This is a genomic window from Gammaproteobacteria bacterium, from assembly GCA_028817255.1.
Classification (GTDB): Bacteria; Pseudomonadota; Gammaproteobacteria; order Porifericomitales; family Porifericomitaceae; genus Porifericomes; species Porifericomes azotivorans.
Genome location: JAPPQA010000081.1, coordinates 1 through 5,703, shown reverse-complemented (window position 1 = coordinate 5,703; position 5,703 = coordinate 1). Strand labels below are relative to the sequence as shown.

The following is a 5,703-nucleotide window of genomic DNA, read 5'->3' as shown; positions in this document are numbered from 1 at the left end:
CGGCGCCGTCGTTGCCTGCCGCTCATGCCGCTCAGTTGCGGGCGCCGGCGGCCAGCGCCCTTTGCCGCTGTGCCAGCAGTTGCTGCCTGTTTTCCGCGTCCTGCGCGCCCGGCGCGCCGTGTCCGATGTACTCCGGCCAGCCGCGGGCGTGTTCCAGGACCAGATCGGCGAGTGCCCGTATATGCGCCGTCTCGTCGTTCAGCGCCGGGATATAGCCGAGGCGCTCGCCCCCCGCTTCCAGGAATTCCTCGCGGTAGCGTATGGCTACTTCTTCCAGGGTCTCCAGACAATCGGCGGAAAATCCGGGGCAGATGACCTGCACGTTCTTGACGCCGTCTTGCGCCCACTGCTTCAGCAGGTGGTCGGTGTACGGCTTGAGCCAGGCGCGCGGACCGAAACGGGACTGGAAGGCAACGGCCCATCGCTCCTCTTGCAGCCCCAGGCGCGCCGCCGTCAGCCGGGCGGTCTTGTGGCACTCGCAGTGGTAGGGATCGCCGGCCAGAAAATAATGCCGGGGCAGGCCATGGAAAGAGAACAACAGTCGTTCCGGTTCGCCTTCGCGCTGCTGGTAGGCGCGTACCGATTGCGCCAGCGCGTCAATCAGCGGCGGGTAATCCGGGTAATGCAGCGCCAGGCGCAACTCGGGCAGCCAGCGCCAGCCGCGCAGCGCGGCGGCGGCGGCGTCGAAGACGGAGGCCGTGGTGGCGGCGCTGTACTGAGGATAGAGCGGCAGCAGCAACAGCCGCCGCGCGCCGGCGAGGCGCAGTTGCTCCAGCCCGGCGGCGATGGAAGGGTTGCCGTAGCGCATGCCCAGGGCCACCCGGATGCGCCCCGCGCAGCGCCGTTGCAGTTCGCCTTGCAGGGCATGCGCCTGGCGTTCCGAGATCGCCCGCAGGGGAGAGCCCTCCGGTTGCCAGACCTTGCGGTAGGCGGCGGCGGAGCGGCGCGGGCGCAGTCGCAGGATGATGCCGTGCAGGATGGGCCGCCAGAGCAGGGGGGGCAACTCGATGATGCGGGGGTCGGACAGGAACTGCGCCAGGTACCGGCGCAGGGCGGCCGGGGTGGGCGCGTCCGGGCTGCCCACGTTGGCGATCAGCACGCCGGCGGTGTCCGGTTCTCCGTGTCGGTATTCTGCATTGCCCAGGTACTTCATGATGCCTTCCTCGCGTTGCGATTGATTCTCGGGGTGCGCCTTTCCAGGATGCTCTTTTCAGGGTGCTCTTTTCAGGGGGGGCCGCCTATCCCCGCCGCAGCACGGCCATGGGCGATTGCCGCCGGGCGGCGCGGGTGCCCAGCAGTCCGGCGGCCGGCACCAGCAGCAGTCCGGCGGCCAGCCCGGCGCCCCACAGCAGCGGCTGCGGATGAAACTCCAGGTTCAGCGCCTGCCGCGCCAGGAGCCAGGTGGCCGCATGGGCGGTGCCCGCCGCCAGCACCCCGGCGACGCCTCCCAGGGAGAGGAATTCCGTGATGTGCCCGCGCAGGATCCAGGGGCCGCCGGCGCCCAGGGCGCGCAGCAGCGCTCCCTCCCGCCGGCGCTCCCCGGCGGACAGTTGCAGCGCGGCGGCCATGACCAGAAGCCCGGCCATCAAGGTGAACAGGAATACGAACTCGACGGCGCGGGACACCTGGTCCATCACCGCGCGCACCTGGCGCAGCAAGGCGTCCACGTCCAGGATCGTGACGGCGGGGAATTCGCGCGCCAAGTCGCGCAGCAGCCCGCTGCGCCCCGGCGGCAGGTAGATGCTGGTGATCCAGGTCGCGGGATGAGCGTCCAGCCAGCCGGGGTTGGCGATCGCGTAGAAATTGACCCGAAAAGAATCCCATTGCACCTGGCGCAGGCTGCGCACCTGCGCCCGCACTTCCCGGTCGGCGATCCGAAAACTCAGTTCGTCGTCCAGGGCGATCCCCAGCACCGCCGCCGCCTCCCGCTCCAGCGAGAGGTATTGCGCCCCGGAGGCGTCCCGCGGCGTCCACCATTGCCCCTCGACGACGCGGTTGTCCGGGGACAGGGCGGCTGCCCAGGACAGGTTGAAGTCCCAACGGGCCAGTTCGCGCCCCTCGCCCTCGGGGTAGTCCTCGGGCCGGATGGACCTGCCGTTAATCGCCGTCATGCGCCCCCGCACCATGGGGTGCAGTTCGACGGGGCGGTCGGCGTGCCGCTGCAGGAAATCGCGCATGGCCGCGACCTCGTCGGGCTGGATGTTGACCAGGAAGTAATTGGGCGTGTCTTCGGGCAGTTGCCCGCGCCAGCTTTCCAGCAGGTCGCCGCGCACCAGGGTCAGGATCAGCAGGGCCGTCAGGCCGGCGCCAATGCCCACCAGTTGCGCGATGCTGTCCCCCGGCCGCCGGGCGATGCTGGCCAGCCCGTACCGCCAGGAGATGCTGGCATGGCGGCGCAGCCGTCCCAGCAGGCGCACGCCCAGCCAGGCGCACAGGGTCAGGAACAGGACGCTGGCCAGTATGCCCGCCAGCATCCAGGCGGTCAGCTTGGCGTCGCTGTTCTGCCAGGGCATCAGCGCCGCCAGCGCCAGCAGGGCGGCGCCGCAGACCGCGGCCCGCCCGGCGCCGCCTGCCGCGTCCGGGTCGCGGCGCAGCACCTGCATCGGCGACACCCGGTGCAGGCGCCATAATTGGGGCAGGCAGAAGCCCAGCATGGCCAGCAGCGACACCGTAGGCGCCATGGCCCAGGGCGCGATGGAGGCGGGCGGCAGTTCGCCCGTCGCCGCCAGGTTGGCCAGCAATTGGCTCAGCACTGCCTGGCCCAGGTATCCCAGCGCGCAGCCCGGCAGGCTGCTGAGCAGCGCCAGCCATGCCAACTGCAGGACGAACAGCCCCGTGGTGCGCCCGTGCGTGCATCCCAGGCAGCGCAGCAGCGCGCAGTGGGCCAGGCGGCGCTCCACGTACTGGCGCGAGGCCAGCGCCAGCGCCAGCCCGGCCAGGGCGATGGAGACCAGGGAAGCCAGGCGCAGGAATTGCCCGGCGCGGTCCAGGGCGGCGCGCATCTCGGGGCGCGCGTCCTGGGGCGAGCGCAGCCGCCATGCCGGATTGGCCCGCGCTTCGATGCGCTGGCGCAGGGCTTGCACCGCTTTGTCCTCGCCCCGGACCAGCAAGCGGTGCTTGACCCGGCTGCCGGCGCCGAGCAGGCCGGTGGCGGGGATGTCGTCTTGGCGGATCAGCAGCCGCGGGGCCAGGTTGAACATCCTGCCGCCCCGGTCCGGTTCCAGGGCCAGGATCTGGCTCACCGTCATTTGCGCCTCGCCCAGGCGCACGCTCGTCCCCGGTTCCAGCCCCAGGGTGCGGGCAAGGCGCGGGTCCGCCCAGGCCTCGCCGGGGGCCGGGAGCGCCTGCGTCTCCCGGTCGGCGCCGTCCCAGCGGTCGGCGACCCGCAGGCTGCCGCGCAGGGGATAGCCGGCAGAGACCGCCTTCACCTCCACCAGTTGCAGCTCCTCGCCGTGTTCGGCCATGCTGCGGAATTCCAGGGTGTGCGCCGTGTCCAATCCGGCTGCCTGCGCCTCGGCGGCCAACTCCGGCGGCAGCGCCTGGCCGGAGGAAATCGCCAGGTCGGCGGCCAGCAGCCGGGACGGCTGTCGCTCCAGGGCGCCGCGCACCCGGTCGGTGAAGAAACCCACGGAACTCATGGCCGCCACCGTCACGGCCAGCGTGCAGAAGATCAGCCGCAACTCGCCCGAGCGCCAGTCGCGGCACAGCAGTTTCCAGGACAGGGGCAGCAGGTTCATGCGCCGGGGAGGGTGCCGGCAACGGCCGGGACGGCGGCGGGCGCGGCGGGCAAATCCTCGGCGGCCAGCCGCCCCTCGCGCAGGGGCAGGATGCGGTTGCAACGGGCCGCCAGCGCATTGTCGTGGCTGACCAGCACCAGGGTGGCGCCGTGCTCCTCGTTGAGCCGGAACAGCAGGTCCATGACTTGCCGGGCCGTGCGCTGGTCCAGGTTCCCGGTCGGTTCGTCGGCGAACAGAATGTGGGGCTGGCTGGCATAGGCGCGGGCGATGGCGACCCGCTGTTGCTCGCCGCCGGAGAGCTGGGCCGGGTAGTGGCGCAGCCGGGCGCCGAGCCCGACCCGTTCCAGTTCGGCGGCGGCCGTCTCCCGCGACCGCGGCGCGCCCGCCAGTTCCAGCGGCAGGATCACGTTCTCCAGCGCGGTCATGCTGGGCAGCAACTGAAAGGTCTGGAAGACAAAGCCCACCCGCCCGGCGCGCAGGCGCGCAAGCTCGTTCTCGTCCAGTTCTCCCAGGTCGCGCCCCTCCAGCAGGACCCGGCCGCCGCTGGGGCGCTCCAGCCCCGCCAACAGGCCCAGCAGGGTGGATTTGCCGGCGCCGGAGACGCCTACGATGGCGACGCTCTCTGCCTTGCGCACCCGAAAACTGATATGATCCAGAATCGTGAGCGCGCCGCCGCCGGGCCGGCGCACTTCCTTGCAAAGGTTTTCCGCCTCGATGATGACCGATCGTTCCGAGTTGCCCCGTTCCATGTTACCGGCCGCCGCCGCGGGCAGGCCGCTTGGCGTCCTGCTGCTGTTCTTGCTTGGCATGATCTGCGCCGGCTGCGGCGAAGCGCAAGACAAGAAGGCGGGCCCCCTGCTGGTGCTGGGGGACAGTCTGAGCTCGGCCTATGGCATGGCTGTGGAACAAGGATGGGTTGCCCTGTTGGAACGACGGTTACAGGAGCAAGGCTATAATTATCCGGTCCATAATGCCAGTATCAGCGGCGACACCAGCCAGGGCGCGTTGCGCCGCCTGCCGGCGCTGATCGAACAGCACCGACCGGCGGTCGTCATCGTAGAGATCGGGGGCAACGACGGCCTGCGCGGCCTGCCCGTCCTGCATTTGCGGCGCAATCTGGAGCGGATCCTGGACCTGCTGGAAGAACACGGCAGCCGGGCGCTGCTGGTGTCCATGCGCGTTCCCCCCAATTACGGCGCCGCCTATTCCAGCGCCTTCGCCGACAGCTACGCGCAGGCGACGGAGGGGCGGGAGGCAGTGTTGGGGCGCTTCTTTCTGGACGGCGTCGCCCAGGATCCCCGGTTGATGCAGCAGGACGGGATACACCCCAGGGCCGAGGCGCAACAGAAGATGCTGGAGAACGTCTGGCCCGATCTGCAACCCCTGCTGTAGCGCCGCTTTGTCTGCCATGTACTGCATTCGGTGCGGCGCGGGACCGATGCAGCAGCGCATTCCTCCCATGGACAACCGTCGCCGCGGCGTCTGCTCCGCCTGCGGCTACGTGCACTACGAGAACCCCCGGGTCGTCGCCGGTTGCATCCCGGTGTGGCGGCGCCAAGTCTTGCTGTGCCAGCGCGCTATCGAGCCCCGCGACGGCTTGTGGACGCTGCCCGCGGGTTTTATGGAACTGGACGAGACGGCGTCCCAGGCCGCCATGCGCGAGACCCTGGAGGAGGCGAACGCCCGCGTCGCGCTGGACTCGCTGTTCGCCCTGTTCAGCCTGCCCCATGTCAACCAGGTATATCTCATGTATCGGGCGCGCCTGCTGGACGGCAGCTTCTCCCCCGGGCCGGAGAGCCGCCGCGTCGCCCTGTTCCGGGAGGATTGCGTGCCCTGGGAGGAGCTCGCTTTCGCCTCCATCCGTTACACGCTGGAGCTGTTCTTCCGCGATCGCGGCCGGGGCGCCTTCGCCGTGCACACCGGCGACGTGCTGCGCAAGGGAAGCGGCTATTGCCTGGTGGACGGG

5 protein-coding genes are annotated in these 5,703 nt (G+C 70.4%); 2 read left to right on the top strand and 3 right to left on the bottom strand.

Translation table 11 applies throughout. The features are described from left to right. Positions 1–31: 31 nt before the first annotated feature. The 3 genes from hemH to OXU43_03775 form a co-directional block, all read right to left on the bottom strand. Positions 32–1,153: a ferrochelatase gene (gene hemH, locus OXU43_03785; protein MDD9824278.1), complete on the bottom strand. Its 1,122-nt coding sequence runs from the start codon at positions 1,151–1,153 to the stop codon at positions 32–34. 85 nt (positions 1,154–1,238) lie between these two features. Next, entirely contained in the window at positions 1,239–3,737 is a 2,499-nt protein-coding gene (locus OXU43_03780; GenBank protein MDD9824277.1) for an ABC transporter permease, read from the bottom strand. Next, complete coding sequence (locus OXU43_03775; GenBank protein MDD9824276.1) at positions 3,734–4,486, bottom strand: ABC transporter ATP-binding protein; 753 nt, start codon at positions 4,484–4,486, stop codon at positions 3,734–3,736. The genes OXU43_03780 and OXU43_03775 overlap by 4 nt, the downstream gene beginning before the upstream one ends. Positions 4,487–4,544: 58 nt before the next feature. On the opposite strand from OXU43_03775, the gene OXU43_03770 reads away from it, so the two are divergent. Next, a complete protein-coding gene (locus OXU43_03770) occupies positions 4,545–5,129 on the top strand; it encodes an arylesterase (protein MDD9824275.1) in 585 nt (194 codons plus the stop codon). Between the two features lie 16 nt (positions 5,130–5,145). After that, positions 5,146–5,703 (top strand): NUDIX hydrolase (locus OXU43_03765; protein ID MDD9824274.1); only part of this gene is annotated, 558 nt, incomplete at its 3' end.

Excerpts from the sequence above, each read along its gene's own strand:
- hemH (MDD9824278.1), bottom strand. The coding sequence starts at position 1,153 with ATGAAGTACCTGGGCAATGCAGAATACCGACACGGAGAACCGGACACC.
- OXU43_03780 (MDD9824277.1), bottom strand. The coding sequence starts at position 3,737 with ATGAACCTGCTGCCCCTGTCCTGGAAACTGCTGTGCCGCGACTGGCGC.
- OXU43_03775 (MDD9824276.1), bottom strand. The coding sequence starts at position 4,486 with ATGGAACGGGGCAACTCGGAACGATCGGTCATCATCGAGGCGGAAAAC.
- OXU43_03770 (MDD9824275.1), top strand. The coding sequence starts at position 4,545 with ATGATCTGCGCCGGCTGCGGCGAAGCGCAAGACAAGAAGGCGGGCCCC.